Source organism: Methylobacterium sp. D53M, from assembly GCF_053345625.1.
Genome location: NZ_JBKFAL010000017.1, coordinates 1 through 19274 on the forward strand (window position 1 = coordinate 1; position 19274 = coordinate 19274).

Annotated in this window: 18 protein-coding genes; 4 read left to right on the plus strand and 14 right to left on the minus strand. The window is 72.4% G+C overall.

What is annotated here, in order from left to right; all coding sequences use genetic code 11:
* Positions 1-186 precede the first annotated feature (186 nt).
* The 3 genes from ACLBYG_RS21150 to mscL all read left to right on the plus strand — a co-directional run bounded on the left by ACLBYG_RS21150 (position 187) and on the right by mscL (position 2269).
* Entirely contained in the window at positions 187-897 is a 711-nt protein-coding gene (locus tag ACLBYG_RS21150) for a phosphatidylserine decarboxylase (RefSeq protein WP_020092368.1), read from the plus strand.
* A 7-nt stretch (positions 898-904) separates the two neighbouring features.
* Positions 905-1780 (plus strand): CDP-alcohol phosphatidyltransferase family protein, encoded by an 876-nt coding sequence (locus ACLBYG_RS21155; protein WP_020092369.1) that lies wholly within the window; start codon positions 905-907, stop codon positions 1778-1780.
* A gap of 69 nt (positions 1781-1849) precedes the next feature.
* A complete protein-coding gene (mscL, locus tag ACLBYG_RS21160; protein ID WP_100252875.1) occupies positions 1850-2269 on the plus strand; it encodes a large conductance mechanosensitive channel protein MscL in 420 nt (139 codons plus the stop codon).
* A 4-nt stretch (positions 2270-2273) separates the two neighbouring features.
* On the opposite strand, the gene ACLBYG_RS21165 is transcribed toward mscL, so the two are convergent.
* From ACLBYG_RS21165 to ACLBYG_RS21230, 14 genes are all read right to left on the minus strand, one after another.
* A complete protein-coding gene (locus ACLBYG_RS21165; RefSeq protein ID WP_020092371.1) occupies positions 2274-2549 on the minus strand; it encodes a hypothetical protein in 276 nt (91 codons plus the stop codon).
* Between the two features lie 132 nt (positions 2550-2681).
* Positions 2682-3095, minus strand: a complete 414-nt coding sequence (locus ACLBYG_RS21170; RefSeq protein WP_020092372.1) for a DUF1236 domain-containing protein — start codon at positions 3093-3095, stop codon at positions 2682-2684.
* A 126-nt stretch (positions 3096-3221) separates the two neighbouring features.
* Positions 3222-3962, minus strand: coding sequence for a NepR family anti-sigma factor (locus tag ACLBYG_RS21175; protein ID WP_020092373.1), 741 nt, complete (start codon positions 3960-3962; stop codon positions 3222-3224).
* Positions 3963-4125: 163 nt separating this feature from the next.
* On the minus strand, positions 4126-4911 hold the full coding sequence (locus ACLBYG_RS21180; RefSeq protein ID WP_020092374.1) for a class II glutamine amidotransferase: 786 nt from the start codon (positions 4909-4911) through the stop codon (positions 4126-4128).
* Positions 4912-4989: 78 nt separating this feature from the next.
* Positions 4990-5301 carry a hypothetical protein gene (locus ACLBYG_RS21185; protein WP_020092375.1) on the minus strand — a complete coding sequence of 104 codons (312 nt, stop codon included), beginning with the start codon at positions 5299-5301 and terminating at the stop codon, positions 4990-4992.
* A gap of 1 nt (position 5302) precedes the next feature.
* On the minus strand, positions 5303-5962 hold the full coding sequence (locus ACLBYG_RS21190; protein ID WP_056523414.1) for a cytochrome c oxidase subunit 3: 660 nt from the start codon (positions 5960-5962) through the stop codon (positions 5303-5305).
* Complete coding sequence (locus ACLBYG_RS21195; RefSeq protein WP_447682746.1) at positions 5959-7635, minus strand: cytochrome c oxidase subunit I; 1677 nt, start codon at positions 7633-7635, stop codon at positions 5959-5961. Before ACLBYG_RS21195 ends, ACLBYG_RS21190 begins: the two co-directional genes overlap by 4 nt.
* The gene (gene coxB / locus ACLBYG_RS21200; protein WP_447682747.1) at positions 7632-8621 is read right to left on the minus strand and encodes a cytochrome c oxidase subunit II; all 990 of its coding nucleotides are present in this window, start codon (positions 8619-8621) and stop codon (positions 7632-7634) included. Before coxB ends, ACLBYG_RS21195 begins: the two co-directional genes overlap by 4 nt.
* Complete coding sequence (locus tag ACLBYG_RS21205; protein WP_447682748.1) at positions 8618-9106, minus strand: hypothetical protein; 489 nt, start codon at positions 9104-9106, stop codon at positions 8618-8620. The genes coxB and ACLBYG_RS21205 overlap by 4 nt, the downstream gene beginning before the upstream one ends.
* Positions 9103-10164: a hypothetical protein gene (locus ACLBYG_RS21210; RefSeq protein WP_447682749.1), complete on the minus strand. Its 1062-nt coding sequence runs from the start codon at positions 10162-10164 to the stop codon at positions 9103-9105. Before ACLBYG_RS21210 ends, ACLBYG_RS21205 begins: the two co-directional genes overlap by 4 nt.
* The gene (locus tag ACLBYG_RS21215; RefSeq protein ID WP_447682750.1) at positions 10161-10691 is read right to left on the minus strand and encodes a c-type cytochrome; all 531 of its coding nucleotides are present in this window, start codon (positions 10689-10691) and stop codon (positions 10161-10163) included. Before ACLBYG_RS21215 ends, ACLBYG_RS21210 begins: the two co-directional genes overlap by 4 nt.
* Positions 10688-12685 carry a DUF3341 domain-containing protein gene (locus tag ACLBYG_RS21220; RefSeq protein ID WP_020092382.1) on the minus strand — a complete coding sequence of 666 codons (1998 nt, stop codon included), beginning with the start codon at positions 12683-12685 and terminating at the stop codon, positions 10688-10690. The genes ACLBYG_RS21215 and ACLBYG_RS21220 overlap by 4 nt, the downstream gene beginning before the upstream one ends.
* Positions 12686-12687: 2 nt before the next feature.
* Positions 12688-15660, minus strand: coding sequence for a TAT-variant-translocated molybdopterin oxidoreductase (locus tag ACLBYG_RS21225; RefSeq protein ID WP_447682751.1), 2973 nt, complete (start codon positions 15658-15660; stop codon positions 12688-12690).
* Entirely contained in the window at positions 15657-16316 is a 660-nt protein-coding gene (locus ACLBYG_RS21230; protein ID WP_020092384.1) for a cytochrome c3 family protein, read from the minus strand. Before ACLBYG_RS21230 ends, ACLBYG_RS21225 begins: the two co-directional genes overlap by 4 nt.
* A gap of 354 nt (positions 16317-16670) precedes the next feature.
* Between ACLBYG_RS21230 and ACLBYG_RS21235 the strand changes: the two genes are divergently transcribed.
* Entirely contained in the window at positions 16671-19256 is a 2586-nt protein-coding gene (locus ACLBYG_RS21235) for an ABC transporter ATP-binding protein (protein WP_447682752.1), read from the plus strand.
* Positions 19257-19274 lie beyond the last annotated feature (18 nt).

Sequence of the window (19274 nt, forward strand, 5' to 3'; positions counted from 1 at the left end):
CAAGCCGCAGCGTTTCGCGCCCGAATCGGCGCCGGAGCGCCCCCCCGGCCGGAGCGGGCGCCCAAGCCCGCTGCGACCCGCGACCCCTGGAAAGTTGACGGCGGCCCGGCGGACTGCCATCCGCCCGTCCGACACGTCCGCCCGCCCGCGATCCGCGCCCGCGACATCCTCGAGTCCGAAGAGCCCATGACCGACCTGATCGAGACGATCCGCCGGACGCTCGTGCCGATCCACAAGGAGGGCTATCCCTTCATCCTGATCGGCATCGTGCTGACGGTGCTGGCCGGCTACTTCTCCCAGTTCTTCGGCTGGATCTTCCTGATCCTCACCCTCTGGGTCTGCTACTTCTTCCGCGATCCGGAGCGCGTCACCCCGGTGGCGGACGGGCTCGTGATCTCGCCCGCCGACGGCCGCGTGAACCTCATCGCCACCGTCCTGCCGCCGCCCGAGCTCGACCTGCCGCAGGTGCCGACCCTGCGCGTCTCGGTGTTCATGAACGTGTTCGACTGCCACGTGAACCGGGTGCCGGTGGCGGGCCGGATCGGCCAGATCCACTACACGCCGGGCCTGTTCCTCAACGCCGAGCTCGACAAGGCCAGCGACGACAACGAGCGCAACGGCATGGTCATCGAGACGACCCATGCCGGCCAGCCGAAGCGGGTCGGCGTGGTGCAGATCGCCGGGCTCGTGGCGCGGCGCATCGTCGGCTTCGTCGCGGCGGGCGACGTGCTCGGCGTCGGCGAGCGGTTCGGCCTGATCCGCTTCGGCTCGCGGGTGGACGTGTACCTGCCGGCCGGCTCGACCGTGCTGGTCGGCCTCGGCCAGAAGGCGGTGGCCGGCGAGACGGTGCTGGCCGATCTCGGCGGCGGCCCGGAGCGGCTGTTCAAGCGGATCTGAGGCGGCCATGGACGATCTCTTCCCGCCCTTCGCGCCCGACCCGAACGAGCCGCGGCCGCGCCGGTTCAAGCCGGTGCCGTTCCGGATGATCGCGCCCAACATGATCACCCTGATGGCGCTCTGCCTCGGGCTGACGGCGATCCGGCTCGCCTTCGAGGGCAAGTTCGAGCCCGCCGTCATCGCCGTGGTGGTGGCCGGGGTGCTCGACGGCATCGACGGGCGGGTGGCGCGGCTGCTCAAGGGCACGTCGCGCTTCGGCGCGGAGCTCGACTCGCTCGCCGACTTCGTGAATTTCGGCTGCGCCCCGGCCCTGATCCTCTACGGCTTCGTGCTGTTCCACCTGAAGTCGGTGGGCTGGATCGTGGCGCTGATCTTCGCCATCGCCATGGCGCTCCGCCTCGCCCGCTTCAACGCGATGCTGGACGACCCGAACCGGCCGGAATGGAAGAAGGACTTCTTCGTCGGCATGCCGGCCCCGGCGGGGGCGCTCACCGCGATGCTGCCGCTCTACCTGCACTTCCTGGGCTTCGGCATCGAGACCTGGGCGGCGCCCGCGGTGCTGATCTACGTGCTGTGCATCGCCCTCCTGGTGGTCTCCACGGTCCCGACCTACTCGGGCAAGACCATGGGCAAGCGGGTGCCGCGCAGCCTCGTCCTGCCGATCTTCCTGTTCGGCGTCGCGGCCTTCGGCATCCTGATCAGTTACCCGTTCGAGGCGCTGGTGGCGGTGAGCGGCGGCTACCTGCTGACCATCCCGGTCGTCGCCGCCCAGTATCGCCGGCGGCTCAAGGCGGAGCCGGCGCTCCCGGCCGGGGAGCGGCCCGCGGCCGGGGCGGACGCGCAGCCCGAGAGCGGCGCGGAGGCGCGGCCGCCGGCCGTCTAGCCGGACCGGGCGCTGGCCGCCGCGGGATTCTCCCCTACCTTGGCAGCGTTCGCGGAGGGGATCTCGGAGATGCTCGAGGAATTCAAGAAGTTCGCGCTGCGCGGGAACGTGGTCGATCTCGCGGTCGGCGTGATCATCGGCGCGGCCTTCGGGGCCATCGTCAATTCGGCCGTGCAGGACATCTTCATGCCGGTGATCGGCGCGGTCACGGGCGGGCTCGATTTCTCGAACTACTACATCCCGCTCTCGTCCAAGGTACAGGCCGGCCTGCCCTACGTGGACGCGAAGAAGCAGGGCGCCGTTCTCGGCTACGGCCAGTTCCTGACGCTGACGCTCAACTTCGCCATCGTCGCCTTCGTGCTGTTCCTGGTGATCCGGGCGATGAACCGTCTCCAGCACGCCGAGGTCAAGAAGCCCGACGAGGTTCCGGCCGACGTGAAGCTGCTCTCCGAGATTCGCGACCTGCTGGCGACGAAGCCGCGCGTCTGACGGCTCAGCCCGCGCGCGTGTCGTCGTCCGACGGCTTCACCCCGAAGGCGTCGAGGATCTGGTCGAGGGCCTGCCCGACGGCGCCGGTGCCCTCCTCGTGGGTCTTCAGGCGGGTCTCGAGCCGGCGAATCTGCGGCTCGAACGCGTCGGGCACCGGGTCGTCGCCCAGGAAGCGCGGCTTGTCGGTCCCGACCGGCAGGACGCTGCGCAGCTGCTGGCCGAGATGGTCGCGCACCGGTTCCGGCAGGGTGGATTTCGGATCGGTGGGAGTGTCGCTCATGGTCGCCTCACGGGTCGAACCGTCGTCAACGGCCGGACGGATGAAGCGTTGCGCCGGCGGCCGCGTCTGCGAGAATGCCCCCGGAGCCAAGCTCCGGGGGCGTTCGGGCCGGCACGAGACCGGCCCAGGGTCTTAGTCGATGACCTCGACGATGCGGTGACCGCGGTCGACCAGCACCGGGCGGTCGTTCACCACGGTGTAGCGGTAGCCCGGCTGCACGCGGTACTCGCTCGGCACATCGTAGTAGGTCACGCCCGAGTTCGGCAGGGTGGTGCCGACGGCGACGCGGCCGTCGTAGTCGTACGAGCGGACGTTGCGCTCGCGGACGTAGCTGCGGAAGCGCGGGGCCATGTCGACGCCGAGGATGCCGCCCACCGTGCCGGTGGCCGCGCCGACCGCGCCGCCGACGATGCCGCCGATCGGGCCCGCCGCGTCGGCACCCGCGGCCGCGCCGCGCTCGGCGCCTGGGATGGTGCCCTGGGCCTGGGCGGCCAGCGGCAGCGAGAGGGCGAGGGCCGAGGCGGCGATGAGGGTCTTGAAGGTCATGCGGTGCGTCTCCGTTCCGTGGTGTTTCGCCGCGCAGGCGCAGCGAAGCTCGGGCCGGTAACGCCCGATCCCCGGAATCGGATGCATCTTTTTTTGTGGACTGCCGGACCGTGGCGGCCCGGGCGCCTACGCGTCCTTGGGCATCGCCGACTGGATGAACCGGTCAGACCCGAGATCCTCCTCGTCGTAGCCCAGGAGCTCCGCGAGGCGGCCGCGGGCGCGGCTGACGCGGCTCTTCACGGTGCCGACCTTGCAGCCCATGATCGTCGCGGCCTCCTCGTAGGAGACGCCCTCGGCGCCGACCAGCACCAGCGCCTCGCGCTGGTCCGGCGGCAGCTTGGCGAGCGCCGACTGCAGGTCCTCGACGTCGAGCCTGTCACCCTGGTGCGGCGCGGTGGCGAGCCGGGCCGCGTAGGACCCGTCCTGATCCTCGACCTCGCGGACCCGCTTGCGATGGTCCGAGTAGAAGATGTTGCGCAGGATCGTGAACAGCCACGCGTTCAGGTTCGTCCCCGGCTGGAACCGGGCGCGGTGCTGCCAACCCTTCAGCAGGGTGTCCTGGACGAGGTCGTCCGAGCGGGCCGGGTTCGAGGTCAGCGACAGCGCGAAGGCGCGCAGCGACGGCACGGCGGCGAGCAGGCCGTTGCGGAATTCGGGCTCGATCGCCTCGCCCCGGGCGCGCAGCGCCGCCTCGAGCTTCTCGATCAGCTCGGCGAAGCGGGACGGCAGCGTCTCCTCGCCGATCCGGTCGTAGACCGTGCGCAGGTGCTCCCCGAGATGCGTGCGGATGCCGGGCGCCAAGTTCGGGCGGCCATCCCGAGTCCCGTCCTCCTGGGACAGGACGGTGTCGGTGTCGTCGCGGGTCATGCGTATCGCGCTCGTCAACTCATCGTGGCTCGACCTGTGGTCCCGAGCGGGTCGAGGCGGAGCGCTTGCCGGCTCGAACCGGTGGTGAGGTCCGGCCGATGCGCTCCTGTTACCGGGATTCTAGCGCATCGGCCGCGGCCATGCACCCTCGGGCAAAACACACTTAAGCTAAGTTGGCCGGTCTCAACAGCCGGATCGCCCCGTCGCGCAGGGTCAGGACGTCGCCGCGGGCGAGATCGGTCCAGCACTCGTCCCGGGTCAGCGCCTGCGTGGCGATGACCGTCACCACGTCGTGCTCGGTGGTCTCCTGGGCGAAATCCACCTGCCAGTCCTCGTCGATCAGGGTGGCCTTCCCGAATGGGGCGCAGCGGGTGAGGTAGCAGAGGCGCTTGCCGCAATGGGCGTAGAGGGTGCGGCTGTCGGTGAGCAGCATGTTGAACACGCCGAGCGCGTGCAGCTCGCCCGCGAGGTCGGCCACCGCCCGGTCGAGGGTCTCGGGACGGGGCAGGGCGCGGAACCGGGCCTGGAGCCGGCCGAGCATCCAGCAGAAGGCGTGCTCGCTGTCGGTGGAGCCGATCGGCATGAAGCCGCCCAGCGGCAGCCGCTTCACGCCCTTGAGCTGACCGTTATGCGCGAAGGTCCAGCGGCGGCCCCACAATTCCCGGGAGAACGGGTGGGTGTTCTCCAGGCTGACCCGGCCGCGATTGGCCTTGCGGACATGGGCGACGACGATCCGGCTCTTGATCGGCATGTCGCGCAGGAGCCGGGCGAGCTGCGAGCGGGCGCTGGGCTCCGGCTCGTGGAAGCTGCGGCAGGTGCGGCCGTCGTAGAAGCTGATACCCCAGCCGTCGGCGTGCGGCCCGGTCTCGCCGCCGCGCCGGGCGAGGCCCGCGAAGGAGAAGCGGATGTCGGTCGGCACGTTGGCGCTCATGCCGAGCAGTTCGCACATCGTCTTTCAGCCGGGCCATGCGGGGAAGCGGCCCCGTTTAGGAGCGTTCGGCCGTCCCGACAACGGCTTTCGCGCGGGTCAGCGGGCGAGATAGTCGGTCAGCGTCATGCCGACCATGATGGCGACCCAGAAGAAGCCGAGCCCCGAGAACAGCCGGATCAGCGGCGGCTCGTGGATCACCTCCATGGAGACGAGGAGGATCAGCGCCACCATCACGGCGACGACCGCGAGCTCCACGATCCAGACCTGCGCGAAGGGAAGGGTGGCGCCCAGCGTCACGTTGACGGCGAGCAGGGCGAGCAGCGCCAGGAAGGTGAGGACCGGCGTGCGCAGGCGCTTCCGGAGCAGGGCGCGGTCGTCGGCGCTCAGGGTCGCGAGGGGGTTCCGCATCCTACCGGTTCACCACGTAGAGGATCGGGAAGGCGAGGATCCAGACCAGATCGATGAAGTGCCAGTACAGGCCGTAGACCTCGATCCAGTTCTGGTGCCGGGCGAGGAACCCGGCCCTGGCGGCCATCCACGTCATGCCGAGCAGGAGCGCGATGCCGGTGAACAGGTGCAGCGCGTGGAGCAGCGTGGCGACGTAGTAGAGGTTCACGAACAGCCGCGCCGCCGGCGTCTCGGCGAGGGCGAAGGGCCTGTCGCTGAGGAACGGCATCATGTGCTCGGCCCAGTCGGCGTAGTACTCGTAGCCCTTGAGCACGAGGAACAGGCCGCCCAAAGCCGCGGTCGCCAGCATCGCCCGGACCATGGCGCGCTGCCAGCCCATGCGCGAGAACTCGATCGCCATCGACATGGTCAGGCTGGAGCAGATCAGGACCACGGTGTTGGTGGCCCCGATCCAGAACTTCAGATGCTTGGCCGCCGCGACCGTCGCCTCGGGGTGCTGGATCCGGGTGATCAGCGCCACCAGGAACAGGGCCGCGAACAGCAGCAACTCGGTGATCAGCCACGCCCAGATTCCGAGTGTCGCCGCCTCGCGCTGCTGCGCCACGCTCTCGAAATGGTGGGCGCGGGCCACCCCGACGCCGTCGGCGAGGGGCTCGCTCATCCGTGCTGGTCCCGGGCTTCCTGGGCCTGGATCGGGTAGTCGTAGGGGATGCGCGGCACCTCCGGAGGGGACAGGAAGTTGTGCGTCGGCGGCGGGGACGACGTCTCCCACTCGAGCCCCTTCGCGTTCCACGGATTGGCGGGCGCCTTCCGCCCGAACCACAGGGAGTAGACGAGGTAGAGCATCGGGAAGAGGTAGCCCGCCGCCAGGATCGTGGCGCCGGCCGAGGACAGGACGTTCAGGAGTTGGAACTCGGCCGGGTAGGTCGCGTAGCGGCGCGGCATCCCCAGATAGCCGAGGATGAACTGCGGGAAGAAGGTCACGTTGAAGCCGAGGAAGATCAGCAGCGCCGAGACCCGCCCCCAGGGCTCGCTGTACATCCGGCCGGTGAATTTCGGCCACCAGAAGTGCAGGCCGCCGAGGAAGGCCAGCACCGTGCCGCCGACCATAATGTAGTGGAAGTGCGCGACCACGAAGTAGGTCGCGTGGATGTGCTGGTTGATGGCGAGCGTCGCGAGGTAGAGCCCGGTGAGCCCGCCGAGCACGAACAGGCCGATATAGCCCATCGCGTAGAGCATCGGCGTGTCGAGCCGGAGCGCCCCCTTATGGATCGTGGCTGTCCAGTTGTAGACCTTCACGGCCGAGGGCACCGCCACCGCGAAGGACAGGGCGGAGAACACCAGGGAGGCCAGGTCGCTCTGGCCGTTGACGAACATGTGGTGGCCCCACACGAAGAAGGTCACCGAGGCCAGCCCGATCGACGCGTAGGCGACGAAGCGGTAGCCGAACAGCTTCTTCTGCGCGAAGGCCGGGACGATCTCGGAGATCACCCCCATGCCGGGCAGGACCATGATGTAGACGGCCGGGTGCGAGTAGAACCAGAACAGGTGCTGGAACAGCACCGGGTCGCCGCCGTAGGCCGGGTCGAACACGCCGATGTGGAAGGCACGCTCCGCGATCAGCAGGATCAGCGCGGTGGTGATGACGGGGGTGGCGAGCAGGAAGATCAGGCTCGTGGCGTAGTGCGACCAGACGAAGATCGGCAGCTTGAACCACGTCATGCCGGGCGCCCGCATGGTGTGGATCGTGACCACGAAATTGAGCCCGGTCAGGATCGACGAGAAGCCCACGATCGTGACGCCGATCAGCGCCGGCAGCACCCAGGTGTTCGAGAAGGCGGTGGAGAGCGGCGCGTAGAAGGTCCAGCCGGTGTCGACGCCGCCGAGCACCACCGAGACCAGGGTGAACAGGGCGCCGGCCATGAACACGTACCAGCTCGTCAGGTTGAGCTTCGGGAAGGCGAGGTCCTTGGCCCCGATCATCAGCGGGATCAGGAAGTTGCCGAAGGTCGCGGGGATCGACGGGATCAGGAAGAACCAGACCATCACCACCCCGTGGATGGTGAAGGCCTTGTTGTAGGTGTCGTTGGTCATGATCGCGCCGTTCGGCACGACGAGCGCGAGGCGCACCACGCCGGCCGCCAGGGCCCCGATCACGAAGAAGCCGGTGATCGAGGCGAGGTAGAGGATCGCGATGCGCTTGTGATCGGTGGTGAGGAACCACGAGCGCAGGGTCGATTGCGCGTGCAGGTAGTCGGATTTTCGCCCGATCGTGGATTCCGGGGCGTGGGGTTCCCGGCGGGCGGTGCCGCCGACGCTGCCCGATGCGCTCATCGTGTCGCTCCCGGCAGCGTCGCGTCCGCGGCCTTGCCGGAGGCCGGACCCGCGTAGGATTTCAGGAAATCGATCAGCGTGCCGAGCTCGTCCGCCGGGATCCGGCCGGCGAAGCTCGGCATCACCTGCTTGCCACCGCCGGCGAGCCGGTCACCGTTCGGGTTCAGGATTTTCTCGCGCAGCCACGCGTCGTCGGCGGTGACGGTGCGCCCGTCCGCGAGCTTGACTTGGCTGCCGTAGAGGCCCGCGAGGCTCGGCGCCTTCACGGACGAACCGGGCTCGTGGCAGCCGGCGCAGCCATAGGCCTCGTAGAGCGCCCGGCCCGCCGCGACCTTGCCCTGCTGCGCGCCGGCGTGGGTCAGCCAGTCCTGATAGTCGCCGGGATTCATGAAGGTGACCTCGCCGCCCATCACGGAATGGTCGGTGCCGCAATATTCCGAGCAGTAGAGATGGTAGGTGCCGGTCTTCTCGGCCTTGAACCACAGGTCGGTGTAGCGGTCGGGCAGGGCCGCCACCTGCATCCGCACGGCCGGCAGGTAGAGGGCGTGGATCACGTCCTGGCTGATGATGTGCAGCCGGATCGGCTGGCCGATCGGCAGGTGCAGGTTGTTGATCTCGGACTGGCCCGTCGGGTGCTGGAACTTCCACATCCACTGCCGGCCGATCACCTCGACCACCATGGCGTCGGGGGGCGGGTTCTTCGACTCGACGAACAGCCGGGCGCCCCAGACGAAGAAGATCAGCGTCAGCAGGAACGGAATCAGCATCCAGCTGATCTCGATGAGGTTCGACCGGATGCCCGAGGGGCTCCGGTCCGCCTCGGAACCCTCGCGGTAGCGCAGGGCGAAGTAGGTGATCGCCACGAAGACCGGCACGGTCAGCAGCAGCGTCAGCACCGTGAAGGCCAGGATCAGCCAATCGGTCTCGATCGCCGTGGCGGAGACCGCGGCGGGCCAGAGCTGGAGGGAATCGTGGCTCGGCGTCATCGCGCAGCGGGCTCCGCCGGTTCGAGGGAGCGGCCGACGGTCAGGTCCATGGCGCGCCCGATCGGGATGCGGGCGCGGGTGCGGGCCTCGTCCCGGTAGCCGTAGCCGGAGAGGCGCGCCGCGGCCTCGGCCCGCTCGCGGTCGAGGTCGGCGTAGGGGTCGGCCTGCAGGTTCGGCGGCGGCGGCGCCAGCCGCGTCGTCTGCTGCGGCGTCAGGGCGGGCAGCGCCCGGCGCTGGCTCGCCGCGAAGGTACCCATCAGCCAGACCATCGCGCCGACGACCGCCAGCGCCGCGAGCGCGAGGCCCGCCATCACCAGCACGGTGTTGCGGACGTTGACGTCGCGCGTCTCGTGCCCGGGATCGTCGGGATGGCGCTGCGTGTTGGCCGCCGGGCGCGGCGGCCGCCCGTTCAGGAGGCCGCTGCCGCGCAGGGTCAGCCCCGCGAGGATCGCCGGGATCAGGCCGGTGGGTCCGTCCGCGCTCATGCCGGCCTCCCGGCGCGGCGGGCGGTCGCGGCCGCGCGGTCTGCGCGCGGACGCATCAGCGGGCGCAAAGCGGCCGCGAGGCAGGCCACGGCGCCGGCGGCCAGCACGTCGCTCGGCCGGAGGACGAAGCGGTCGCGCACCGCCGGGGTGATCAGCCAGAACATCTCCAGGGCGTGGACGGCGAGCGCCGCGCCGGCCAGTATCCGGGTGGTCGGGCGGCCCGGCCGCAGGGTCGCGAGCCCGGCCAGGACCACGACCGCGCCGGCCACGATCGCCAGCGCCCGCCCGACCCAGCCGCCGCGGGCGAGGTACCACGCCACCTCGGGCGGCAGGTTGGCCGACCAGACGATCAGGAACTGCACGAAGTGCATGTAGGCCCAGAGGCCGAGGAGGACGACGAGCGGGACGAGCCGGCCCCGGCCGGGGGCCGTGCGGCCGCGCCCCACGGGCTCCGGCTCCTCCCAGGCCAGCAGGATCGCCGCCGCGAAGGCGAGGCCGCTCCACGCCGTCATCACCAGGAGACCCAGGAGGGTGGAGTCGAGCCGCGGATCCAGGGAGGCGACGACGTCGGTGACGAACAGCGTGCCGATGACCGCGTGCAGGCCCACCGCCGGCACGGTCCGCCCCTCGCCGGGCGCCTCGAACGGCCTGGCGAAGCGCAGCGCCAGCCAGGTCCAGGCCGCGAGGTAGGCGATGACCCGGACCGCGAAGAACGGCACCGTGAACCACAGGGCGGCCAGCGGCGTGCGCGCCGGGGCGCTCACCCACGGATAGAGCAGCGGCGCGGCGGCCAGCAGCGGCAGCGCCAGCGCGGCCGCGACCGGCATCAGAGCCGTCAGCCGGCGCAGGCCCGCCAGCATCTCGATGCCGCCGCGCTCGCGGACCCGCTTTCCGAAGCGCTCGGCCACGATGACCACCGGCAGGGCGCCGACCGGCAGGGCGAGGAGGACCAGCCACGCCGCGAGATACGAGGCCGCGGCCCCGCGCCAGCCGCCCGCGATCAGGCAGACGGCCAGGAGGACGAGGCCGGCGAGGCCGAGCAGGGCGGGGCGCCTCACCGCGTCGCCTCCAGCCGCGCGCGATCCGCCTCGGGCAGGCTCGCCACCGGGGCGTCCTGGCTGAGCTGGAGGGCGCGGACGTAGGCGACGATCGCCCAGCGGTCGGCCGAGGGGATCATCTGGGCCATGCCGAACATCGCCTTCCGGCCGTTCGAGATCGCGTCGTAGAGGTCGGACGCGGAGGCCGCCCGCACCGGCCCGGCGGTGAGGTCGCCGGCAGACGGGAAGCCCCGGGCCACGATCATCCCGGCGCCGCGGCCGTCCTGCCCGTGGCAGGGGGTGCAGAACACCCCGTAGCGCTCGCGGCCCTGGTCGAGCAGCGCCCGGCTGATCGCCTGCGGCTGCGGCGCAGCGCGGGCCGGATCGCTCCGCGGCACGGTGCCGGCCACCGGCTGGCGCATGGTGATCTCGCGGGGGAAGAACGGGTTCTTGTCCCAGGTCTTGGCCCGCGCCTGATCGGCCATGTCGGCCTCGCCGCAGGCCGCCAGGGGCGCGAGGGCCAGACAGGCGAGGACGGCGCGCCTCATCGCGGGATCCGCCGGATCTCGAGGGGGCGCCCGGCCTCGGCCGGCAGGGAGGCGAGCCGCCGCTCGATCCGCGCCGCGTCGAACCGGTCGCCCCGCGCCTCGGCGGAGAGGAAGAACCGGTCCTCCGAGGCGCGCAGGAAGCCCGGGATGTTGAAGGCCGGGTGGTTCAGGCGCGGCAGGCGGTTGAGCACGAGGAGCGCGAGGTGGATCGCCACGCAGCCGGCCATCATCGCGAAGGAGACGCTCGGGACCACGAAGGACGGCCAGGACAGGCGCGGGCGGCCGCCGATCAGGAACACGTAGTCGTAGGCCGTGGCGTAGATGCACAGCGCGAAGAAGCCGGAGCCGCCGAGCAGGGCGCCTGCCAGGGCGTAGGGCAGGATCGAGCGCCCCTCCAGGCCCAGGGGCCGCAGGGTGCGGGGCATCGGCACCGGGCCGTGCCCGTCGAGATGGACGTGGTCCGGGCCGATCCCGGACACCGCCTGGAGGGCGGCGGCGAGGTCGCCCTGGCTTGCGAAGGTCGCGGACACGCCCCACAGGGGCGCGGTGACCGGGTTCTCCTCGGGGCGACCCGTGGCCCCGGACGCGGCCGCGCGGGCGGCCTCCTGCGCGGCCGGCGACGCCGTCAGGGCGAGGCGGCGGCTCTCGACGATCGAGACGGCCGGCAGATAGCGCAGGAACAGGAGCAGCAGGGTCAGGAACAGCCCGATCGAGCCCGCGAAGGTGGCGATGCCCCAGATGTCGGTCGTGTAGGGCAGCCTCGAGGAGGGCAGGAAGTCCTGCGTCAGGGTGACGACCAGGACCATGACGTGGTCGGCGTAGGCACCGATCGCCACGAGCAGCCCCACCGCCGCGATCGCCGGCGGCGCCGTGCGCGCCCGGGCCGACCAGAGGATCTGCGCGGGCAGGACGAGGCACAGGACCGCCGTCCAGGACACCAGGGCGTGGTCGCCGGTCATGCGCCGGACCAGGACGCCGCGCCCCTCGGCGTCGCCGTTGAGGAAGGTGTCGAAGTACTCGGCCGCGTAGCAGTAGGCGCTGGCGCAGCCGAGGCAGAGCAGCAGCCGCCCGAGGACGTCGAGATGGCGGTCCGTCACCAGGGCGTCGAGGCCGTAGACGAGGCGGATCAGCATCACGGTCACCGCCGTGACGCCGACGCCCGAATAGACCGCGTTGACCAGGAAGCTCACCGGCAGCAGCGTGCTGTGCCAGCCGGGCATCAGCGAGCCCGCCAGCATGACCGAGGCCCCGGTCTGGACCGAGACCACCAGCAGCACGCCGAGGAGCGCCACCGTCCGGTAGGCCTGGACCCAGATCTGCCAGTGGGCCGCCGAGCCGCGCCAGCCCGAGGCGAGGATGCCGTAGACCTGCGCGCGCAGGAGGGCGAGCTTGCGGGTCGGCGCCTTCGCGTCGAACTGGCGGAGCGCCTCGACGTGGGCCCGGTCGCGCAGCGTCGCGAGGTCCGGCAGCAGGCCGATGAACCAGAGGCTGACGCAGATCACCAGGAACGACACGATGTCGATCGCGTCCCACAGGAGCGGCGAGCGGAACTGCGGCCAGAGATCGTAGGTGTTGGGGTAGGGCAGGTTCCAGAAGAAGAACCAGGGCCGCCCGAGATGGATGATCGGGTAGAGGCCGGCGGCCGCGGTGGCGAGCAGCGCCAGGGTCTCGGCGACGCGGTTCACCGCCCCGCGCCACTCCGCGCCGAGCAGGAGCAGAATCGCCGAGACCAGCAGGCTGCCGGAGGCGACGCCGATCCACCAGTCGTAGCTCGCGATGTCCAGCGCCCAGACGACGGCGTTGTTGTTCGCCCAGATGCCGGGGCCGGCGTAGAGCAGGTAGCCGAGGGTGAGGACGAACAGGCCGAGGAGCGAGGCGGCCCCCGCGAAGGCGATCCACCAGCGGCGGTTACCGGGATGCGTCAGCGGGATCTCCGCGACCGCGCCGCCGATGTCCTCGAGGGTCGCGTCGGGCCGGATCAGGGCGCCGGACATGCTCAGCCCTCCCGTCCGTTCGGATCCGCGGCCGGGGCGAGCCCGGCGAGGTAGGTGGTGCGCGGCCGCGTGTTCAGGTGCCCGAGGAGCGCGTATTCCCGCGTGTCCCGGCGGGCGGCCGAGACCTGGCTCCCCGGGTCGGCGACGTTGCCGAAGGTGATCGCCCGGGTCGGGCAGGCGCCCTGGCAGGCGGTCTCGACGCTCCCGTCGGGGATCGGCGCGTGGGCGTCCTTGGCCGAGGTGATCCGCGCCGCCGTGATCCGCTGGATGCAGTAGGTGCACTTCTCCATCACGCCGCGGGACCGGACCGTGACCTCGGGGTTGCGCTGCTGCTGCTCCACCGGGGTCGTGCCGCCGGTATAGTCGCGGTAGTTGAAGCGCCGGACCTTGTAGGGGCAGTAGCTCTGGCAGGTCCGGGTGCCGACGCAGCGGTTGTAGACCTGCAGGTTCAGGCCCTCGCTGTCGTGGAGCGTCGCCTCGACGGGGCAGCCGAGTTCGCAGGGCGCCTGCTCGCAATGCATGCAGGGCACCGGCTGGAAATGCGTGGTCGGGGCGTCGAGGCCGCCCGCGTAGTAGCGGTCGACCCGCAGCCAGCCCATCCAGCGGCCGAGCGCGACCTCCTCGCGCCCGACCACGGGGATGTTGTTCTCCGCCTGGCAGGCGGTGACGCAGGCGTTGCAGCCGATGCAGGCATCGAGGTCGATGGCCATGCCCCACTGCGCAGCGACCCAGCGGTCCTGGCTCTCCGGGGGTGGGTAGAACGAGGCGGGGGTCGGCGCGCCCTTCGGGTCGCCCGCGGGCGCGGCGCCGAGCGCCTGCACGCGCACGAGGTCCTGCCCCTCCATCGTGCCGAGATGCTGGGTAGTGACCGGCTTGCGCACGCGGCCGGTCTTCGTCAGCCGGGCGCCGGCGAGGCGCCAGGTCGAACCGGCCGGGCGCAGGGGCGCGGAATCGTAGCCGAGGCCGCGGGCGAGGTGGTCCGGCACGTCGCGGCCGTAGCCAAGGGTGAGGGTGACGGTGTCGTCGGCCTGGCCAGGCAGGATCCAGGCCGGCCCCTCGACCGCGCGGCTGCCGGCCTCGACCCGCAGGATGTCGCCCGTCGCGATCCCCGAGCGCTCGGCGAGGCGCGGGCTCACCGCGACCACGTTCTCCCAGACCACCTTGGTCAGCGGCTTCGGGAGTTCCTGCAGCCACGCGAGGTCGGCGTGGGTGCCGTCCCAGATCGTCGGATCGGGCCGGAACAGCACCTCGACCTCGCCGGCGGACGCGGGGGATGGGGCGGCCGCGGGGGCCGCCGCCTGCGTCAGCGCGACGGTCTCGGCCGGGCGCGCGCTGCCCGCCCAGAAGCCGAGGCGTAGGGCCTCGGTGAAGCGGGCCTCGAAGGCCGCGTCGTCCTCGCCGGCGCTGCGCGCGCCCGCCTTGAGGAGGTCGAGGGCGTCCTGGCCGCTCTCCCCGCCCTCGCCGCCGGCGAGGAAGGCCAGCATCTCCGAGGGCGTCCGACCGTTGTAGAGGGGCGCGACGGTCGGCTGGATCAGCCCCACGGTCCCGTCGAGGGACCGGATGTCGCCCCAGGATTCCAGCGGGTGGGCGGCGGGCAGGTGCCAGTCGGCGTGCGCGCCGGTCTCGTCGTAGTAGAGTCCCGCGTGGATCTTGAGCGGGACGCGCGCCATCCGGGCGGCAAAGTCGAGGGCGCCCGGCGCCTCGTAGACCGGGTTGGCGCCGAGCACGACGAGCGCCTTGACGGCACCCTGATCCATGGCCTCCGCGAGCTCCGCGAGGGTCCCGGCGCCCGTCTCCTCCGCGGGCGCCGTGTGGACCAGGGTCGCCCCGGTGTTGCCGAGGGCGCCGTTGAGGCGGTGGACCAGCGCGTGCAGTTCCGGGCTCGCGGTCAGGCCGGCGGTGACGATGCCACTTCCCCGGGCCTCGGCGAGCGCCGTGCCGGCACCCCGCGTCCAGCGCGCGACGGGGTCGTCGCCCGCCGGCGCCGCGCCGCCCGCGGCCAGGGCGAGGAGGTCCCGGGCGAGATCCTCCAGCCGGCCGGCCGGGACCGCGAGACCGTAATCCGCCTTGGCGCTGGTCAGCGTCGGCGTCGGCGCCGCCGCGTGGAGGGTGAGGAGGCGCCCCTCCGCGTAGGCCGCGCGCCGCGCCTCGCTCCACCGCCGCGACAGGCCGACCTGGCCCGGCCCGAGGTCCAGGAAATCGCCGTCCAGCGCCACGATGGTGCGGGCGCGGCCGAAATCCGGGATGGTCTCCAGCGGCCGGCCGTAGGCCTGGCGGGCGCCCTCGTAGATCCCGCCGCGGCCGGCCCCGGCGCCGGTGTACCAGCGCAGAGCCGGGTAGGCGGCCCGCAGCCGCGCGATCTGGGCCGCCACGCCGGGCGACGTCACCGGGCCGGTGAGCAGGGCGAGACCCTCGCCCCGGCTCTCGCGCCAGCCCGGCATCCGCGCCTGGAGATCCGCCCGGAACGCCGGCCAGGAGCTCGGCCGGCCGAGATGCTGCACCGCCTGGGAGCGGAACGGGTCGTAGAGCCCGAGCACCGAGGCCTGGGCCAGCACGTCGGTGCCGCCGCGGCTCCAGGGATGCTCGGGGTTGCCCTCGATCTTCAGGGGGCGGCCGTTGCGGGTGGTGACCAGGATGCCGTTGCCGAAGCCGTCGAACACCGCCGAGGAGGCGTAGGACAGGTCCGTGCCGGGCACGATCCGCTCGGGCTGGTTGACGTAGGGCACCTCGTAGTCGCGGCCGTTGCCCCCGCCGCAGGCGGTGAGGCCGCCTAGCGCGAAGGAGGCGGCCATGAGCTTCAGGAAGCCGCGCCGCTCCGGGGCGGCGGCGAGCCGGGACGCCGACGGGAACTCGGCCGCCAGGTAGGCGCGGAACTCGGGGCTGTCGGCCACGGCGTCGAGGCTGCGCCAGAAGCGCGGTCCGTCGCCGCCGGCGAGTTTTTCGCGCAGGGCCGCGATGTCGGGGGCGCCGGTCATCGGTGGCAGATCCCGCATTCGGTCAGCCGCTCCCCGCCGCGGATATGGTACTGGGCCACGAGCTTCGGGCCCAGACTCGCCTGATCGGCCGGCGGCTTCCAGGTCATGTTCCAGACCTGATCCGGCGTGCGGACGTACTTCTCCGGGGCCCGGTGGCAATCGAGGCAGAACTGCATCTCGAAGGCGTTGGCCCGGTAGGTCATCTGCATCGACGTGACGTCGCCGTGGCAGGTCGAGCAGCCGATCCCCTTCGTCACGTGGACGGAGTGGTTGTAGTAGACGTATTGCGGCAGCTTGTTCAGCCGCTTCCATTCCAGCGGCTTGTCCTGCGCGTAGCTGTCGCGCACCGGCTTGAGCATCTCGGAGCCGGTCCAGATCTGCGAGTGGCAGGTCATGCAGGTGTGCGTCGGCGGGATGCCGGCGGTGGCCTCCCGGTCGACCGTGGTGTGGCAGTAGCGGCACTGGATGCCGAGCTCGCCGGAATGGTGCTTGTGGCTGAACGGCAGCGGCTGGGCCGGCGCGATCCCGACGCCCGTGACGTAGTTCGAGCGCACGATCCCGGCCGCCAGGACCGGGACGCCCACCAGGCAGGCCACGCCGGTCATCAGCGCGAGGCGGTAGAGCGCGTCGGCGCCGGGGGTGAACAGCTGCGCCATCAGGCCGTCCCGGACGTCGAGCCGGCCGTGCCGTGCCCTTCGGTCTGCTCAGCCCCTCGCCGCACGCGTCACCCCATCCTCTGGTCCCGCCCGAGATCGGCTGCGCCGGCACGCCCACGCGATGCGGCCCGGGCGGACGCGGCGACCGGACCTCGCGGCACGCTCCGGATCGCGCCGCGTGCAGCGAATCGAACCTAGAGCGCTTCCAGACCAGGGCTAGAACTTGGATCAGTCCGGCCGACATGTCGCACGGGGCCGGGCCGCGCCGGCCGCCCTTTCCGCCGCGGCCCCGAAGGCCTATGCCGCGGACGGCGGCGGACCGCGGCGGACCCGCCCGATGCTGTCCGGAGACGCATGGAATCCGATCCTCTCCTCCTGACGTGGCGCGCCGCGCGGCCGCAGCACACCGTCGCGGCGGCCCTCGCGGTCGGGGTCGGCGCGCCGCTCTGCGCGCTCGCGCTCCTGTGCCTGCGCGACCTGATCGCGGTCCTGCCGCGCGACGAGGCGCCGATCCTCCCGTTCCTGCGCGTGGCGGCGGAGCTCCCGGGCCGGGAATTGGTGCTCGTCCCCGGCATCCCGATGCGCCCCGCCGAACTCGAACTCACGGCTTTCCTGTGCATCGCGGTCTGCGCGCTGGCGCTGGCGGGGGTCGGCTGGTTCGTGGCGCGCCTGTGCTTCAAGGCGCAGAACAAGGCCGGGGACGCCGTCCGCGAGGGCGTGCTGCAGGCGATCCTCGACGCCCCCGCGGGCGCGCGGGACGAGGCGCGCGGCCTCACCCGGATCGTCGGCGAGGTGCTGGCCCGGGCCGACCGCCTGCTGGCCGCCGGCATCGTCCTGCCGGCGATGACCCTCGCGGCCCTGATCCTGGCCCTCGGCTTCGCGGCGCTCGCCGCGCCCCGGCTGGTCCCCGCGGCGGTGATCGGCCTCGCGGCGATCGGCCTCGCCTACGGGCTGGTGCTCGAGCGCGCGCGCGACCGGCACGATCTGCGCCTGCGCTCGAGCGCGCGCGCCGAGGAGAGCCTGAACGACCTCGTCCGGCGGCTGCCCGCCGTGCGCAACCACGGCGCGGCGGCCATCGAGCGCCGCCGGATCGCCGCCCGCGTCGCCGCGATGCGGGCCAATGTCGGGCGCGCCGAGGCGCGGCTGGCCTATGCCCGGGCGCCGGCCCTGGCCCTGGCGGTAATCCTTCCGGCGATCGCCGCCGGCACCGCGCTGTGGCGCTCGGGACCGGGCCAGCCGCCCGCGGCCCCGGTGGATCCGGCCGCCCTCGTGGCGGCCGTGGGCGCCTTCGGCCTCGCCGGCTGGCTCGCGGCGATCTGCGCGCGGCTCTGGATGGTCCGCAGGTCCGTGCGCCCGCGCCTGCGCGACCTCGCCCGCACCATCGCGGCCCTTGAGGGGCGGCGGGCCCGGACCGCCCGCAGCGGCGCCGCCGCCCTGCCGCTGCCTCGGTCCGGAATCCTGGCCACCGAGGGCGTCGGCGCCTTCGATCCGGCCACGGGCGAGCGCCTGACCGGCGTCGACGTGGCCGCGTCGATGCCGGGGCACGTGGCGATCACGGGCAGCCGCGGCAGCGGCGCCCGCGCGCTCGCGGCGGTGCTGGCCGGCCAGGTCGAGCCGACGGCCGGCGCCGTCACCTACGCGGGGACGGACCTGCGCGACTTCGACGCCGCCGAGCGCGCCCGGCGGATCGCCTTCACGTCGGGCGAGGCGATCCTGATGGAGGGCTCCCTCCGGCAGAACCTGCTCTACGGCACCGATCCGGCGACCGCGCCCGACGACATCGCGCTGATCGGCATCAGCCGGCTCACCGGCCTCGACGGCTTCGTGTACGCCCGCGGGCTGACCGGGCGGCTCGACCCGGCCGCCCAGCCGCGGCTCGCCGCCGCGATCGTCGCCGCGCGCCGCACCATGCGGGTGGCGCTGGCCGCCAAGGGCGCCGAGCGCCTCGTCGAGCCCTTCGACCCCGACCGCTACAACAACCAGGCGAGCATCGGCGAGAACATCCTGTTCGGCGAGCCGGTGGGCGGCACCTTCGCGCCCCTGCGCTTCGCCCGCCACCCCTACCTGCGGGCGGTCCTGGAAGCCGAGGGGCTGGTCCGGCCGCTCACCGAGATCGGCCTGTCGGTGGCCCGCAGCACGGTGGAGATCTTCGCCGACCTGCCCAACGACCACCCCCTGTTCGACGCCTACTCGCTGTTCCAGGCGGCCGAGCGGGGCTATTTCGAGGATCTCGTGGCGCGCCTGCCAGGCGCGGCGAGCCTGAGGCGGGGACCGGCGGGCCAGCGCGACCGCGCGCGGCTGATCGGCCTCGCGCTGCGCTACAACGAGTCCCGCCACCGCTTCGGCCTGATCGACGGCCCGTTCGAGGAGCGCCTCGTGCAGGCGCGCCGGTCCTTCGCCCGGATGCTGCCGGCCCACCTCGCCGGCGCGGTGGTCTTCCACGATCCCTCGCGGGTCAATCCGGCCGCGAGCCTGGAGGAGAACCTGCTGTTCGGCCGGATCAGCCTCGGCGAGGCCAATGCCGAGCCGCGGGTGCGCGAGCTCGTGCGCCGGGTGCTGGCCGACGAGGGCCTCGAGGCCTCGGTCTACGGCCTCGGCCTCGACAGCAAGGTCGAGATCCAACCCAGCACCGGGGCGCTGGCGGACGGCGCGATCAACGCCCGCGAGCGGGTGGCGATCGAGCTGAGCCGGTGCCTCGCCCGCGACCCTGACATCCTCGTGGTGGCGGTCGCGATGGACGAGCGGAAGGCCGAGGGCGCGCGCGAGCGTCTCGCCCAGCTGCGGCAGGCGCGGGCCGGGCGCGGCCTCATCGTCTTCCTGTCCGAGACGGGCCTCGCCGAGTGCGCCGCGCCGTTCGACGCGGTGATCGCCGTGGAGAACAGCGCGGTCGTCGCGCCCGTGCCGGCGAATGTCGAGCAGGAGCCGGAACCCGCGGCCTGAGGGGAACCGGCGGCGGTG

What these genes read in the sequence shown, in the direction of transcription:
- ACLBYG_RS21215 (WP_447682750.1), bottom strand. Translation starts at nt 10,691, where the DNA reads ATGAGGCGCGCCGTCCTCGCCTGTCTGGCCCTCGCGCCCCTGGCGGCC.
- ACLBYG_RS21150 (WP_020092368.1), top strand. Translation starts at nt 187, where the DNA reads ATGACCGACCTGATCGAGACGATCCGCCGGACGCTCGTGCCGATCCAC.
- coxB (WP_447682747.1), bottom strand. Translation starts at nt 8,621, where the DNA reads ATGACGCCGAGCCACGATTCCCTCCAGCTCTGGCCCGCCGCGGTCTCC.
- ACLBYG_RS21230 (WP_020092384.1), bottom strand. Translation starts at nt 16,316, where the DNA reads ATGGCGCAGCTGTTCACCCCCGGCGCCGACGCGCTCTACCGCCTCGCG.
- mscL (WP_100252875.1), top strand. Translation starts at nt 1,850, where the DNA reads ATGCTCGAGGAATTCAAGAAGTTCGCGCTGCGCGGGAACGTGGTCGAT.
- ACLBYG_RS21225 (WP_447682751.1), bottom strand. Translation starts at nt 15,660, where the DNA reads ATGACCGGCGCCCCCGACATCGCGGCCCTGCGCGAAAAACTCGCCGGC.
- ACLBYG_RS21170 (WP_020092372.1), bottom strand. Translation starts at nt 3,095, where the DNA reads ATGACCTTCAAGACCCTCATCGCCGCCTCGGCCCTCGCCCTCTCGCTG.
- ACLBYG_RS21165 (WP_020092371.1), bottom strand. Translation starts at nt 2,549, where the DNA reads ATGAGCGACACTCCCACCGATCCGAAATCCACCCTGCCGGAACCGGTG.
- ACLBYG_RS21195 (WP_447682746.1), bottom strand. Translation starts at nt 7,635, where the DNA reads ATGAGCGCATCGGGCAGCGTCGGCGGCACCGCCCGCCGGGAACCCCAC.
- ACLBYG_RS21175 (WP_020092373.1), bottom strand. Translation starts at nt 3,962, where the DNA reads ATGACCCGCGACGACACCGACACCGTCCTGTCCCAGGAGGACGGGACT.
- ACLBYG_RS21190 (WP_056523414.1), bottom strand. Translation starts at nt 5,962, where the DNA reads ATGAGCGAGCCCCTCGCCGACGGCGTCGGGGTGGCCCGCGCCCACCAT.
- ACLBYG_RS21180 (WP_020092374.1), bottom strand. Translation starts at nt 4,911, where the DNA reads ATGTGCGAACTGCTCGGCATGAGCGCCAACGTGCCGACCGACATCCGC.
- ACLBYG_RS21205 (WP_447682748.1), bottom strand. Translation starts at nt 9,106, where the DNA reads ATGAGCGCGGACGGACCCACCGGCCTGATCCCGGCGATCCTCGCGGGG.
- ACLBYG_RS21235 (WP_447682752.1), top strand. Translation starts at nt 16,671, where the DNA reads ATGGAATCCGATCCTCTCCTCCTGACGTGGCGCGCCGCGCGGCCGCAG.
- ACLBYG_RS21185 (WP_020092375.1), bottom strand. Translation starts at nt 5,301, where the DNA reads ATGCGGAACCCCCTCGCGACCCTGAGCGCCGACGACCGCGCCCTGCTC.
- ACLBYG_RS21155 (WP_020092369.1), top strand. Translation starts at nt 905, where the DNA reads ATGGACGATCTCTTCCCGCCCTTCGCGCCCGACCCGAACGAGCCGCGG.
- ACLBYG_RS21220 (WP_020092382.1), bottom strand. Translation starts at nt 12,685, where the DNA reads ATGTCCGGCGCCCTGATCCGGCCCGACGCGACCCTCGAGGACATCGGC.